General features: G+C 56.5%; 2 protein-coding genes. Both read right to left on the bottom strand.

Annotation, left to right across the window (positions count from 1 at the left end):
- Nucleotides 1-226, bottom strand: a 226-nt coding sequence (locus G4L39_RS14655; protein WP_205880912.1) for a hypothetical protein, incomplete at its 3' end; no start/stop codon positions are given.
- A gap of 559 nt (nt 227-785) precedes the next feature.
- The gene (locus G4L39_RS09350) at nt 786-1,334 is read right to left on the bottom strand and encodes a hypothetical protein (RefSeq protein ID WP_165107722.1); all 549 of its coding nucleotides are present in this window, start codon (nt 1,332-1,334) and stop codon (nt 786-788) included.
- Nucleotides 1,335-1,517 lie beyond the last annotated feature (183 nt).

The following is a 1,517-nucleotide window of genomic DNA, read 5'->3' as shown; positions in this document are numbered from 1 at the left end:
ACAACATCGCTCGATCCGCCGGCACTCGATTCCGGTCCCTGGGACACACCAGATCCCACATCCGACCCTCGTCCTGTGCAATGGCGCGGAAGTGCACTGCAGGCCCGTGACCGGCATCAACAAGCTCCTTTGTCCCCCCGTCATTCGTCGAGACACGCGTCACAACACCACCATGGTCCGATTCGAACAGGCCATAGTTAAGATACACCACCTTCAAGTTGTACATACAATCCGTACGTGCAGAACGCGCCCACCCCCGCCACGACAGAGCCCATGCAGCCATCAGGCACAATATCGCGACGACCACAACCGCTGCAACATCAACCAGACGCAGCCTCATGTTCTTTTGCCACGCCTCCCACTCCTATACGATTTCCGCGCAACAGCGCTGGCGAATTCATCGCGCCAAGTGGCCTTTCTCTCGAGCCCATCCACATCATCCCTGTGCCTGACAGCTCTGCCAAGGTGTGTGTGGGGGAGGAGCCATCTCGGGATTACGATCCCAACACCGTATCCAATATTTGTTCTCAATAATGCGGTCCAAGTAAGGATAGCGCTTGCGGAACTCCTCTGGCGTTTGAATGCCACCCCACCAGTCGAAGATGATCTCCTTTATGCGCCCATCCCGATAATATGCCACGCAGATGACCGCTTGATGGTCGAGAGGCTTGCTCAGGGGGTCCTTCTCCCGCGGATACGCGCTGCGTTGTTCAAGACGCCATTACCAACATGGTGGATACCGAATGGTTCACTCACCTATCAACACCATCGTGCCCGGTCGCGTGTCATTTAGAACCCTCCACGTTCTCCACCGCGTCAGGCACGGAGTCACGGGGCCTGATGAAGACACGAGCCCTGTGCTGCTTGCCGTGCGAATAGGGGAGGCGATACACGATTTCGCCATCGCGGATCACAACAAAACCTTCCCCGAATTCATGACTAATCTCTCCGCTGGTGTATATCCGCCTGTAATAATACCAGTACAGCTGTCCGCCCTCTTTGAGGTGGCGCTTGATCTCCTCATAGTCGGTGAACTCTCCCTCCCGACTCTTTGCCCACACGGCCCTCCGCCGGGCCAGGTACGCCCGGAGCCTCTCCGGATCATTCATCAGCAATTCGACCCCGTTGGCGAACCCCTCTAATCGCTCCCAGCCGAACATAGCAGTCGTTTCCACCGGTTCCAACACTGCCGGATGCAATCGCATGTAAATCGCCTCTTCCGGGTGCTTGAGCTGAAATCTCAGGGCCTCGTCGAGGTCGAAGTGTTTGGTCGCGCATCCAGACAGAAGACAAGCCAGCACACCAGTGATGAAGAATCTGTTACGCTGTTTCATGGGCGACATCTCCAGCAACAATCTCTGAACGCCGTTGGGCATTCGTCCTCGGCGTGCACGGCATGCACAACATGGACTGCTCCAGCCCAGTCCAAGGTAGCCTCGTAATCAAACGAGATGAAAAGCCGCATCTGCGTGTGATCGCAGACTATGGCGCCGTTGGTAACTCGCACACTGATGCTG

Origin of the sequence: Limisphaera ngatamarikiensis (assembly GCF_011044775.1) — a bacterium.
GTDB classification, from domain to species: domain Bacteria; phylum Verrucomicrobiota; class Verrucomicrobiia; order Limisphaerales; family Limisphaeraceae; genus Limisphaera; species Limisphaera ngatamarikiensis.
This window is presented reverse-complemented; position numbering and strand designations above follow the sequence as displayed.

Coding starts and splice junctions, on each gene's coding strand:
- G4L39_RS09350 (WP_165107722.1), bottom strand. CDS start 1,334: ATGAAACAGCGTAACAGATTCTTCATCACTGGTGTGCTGGCTTGTCTT.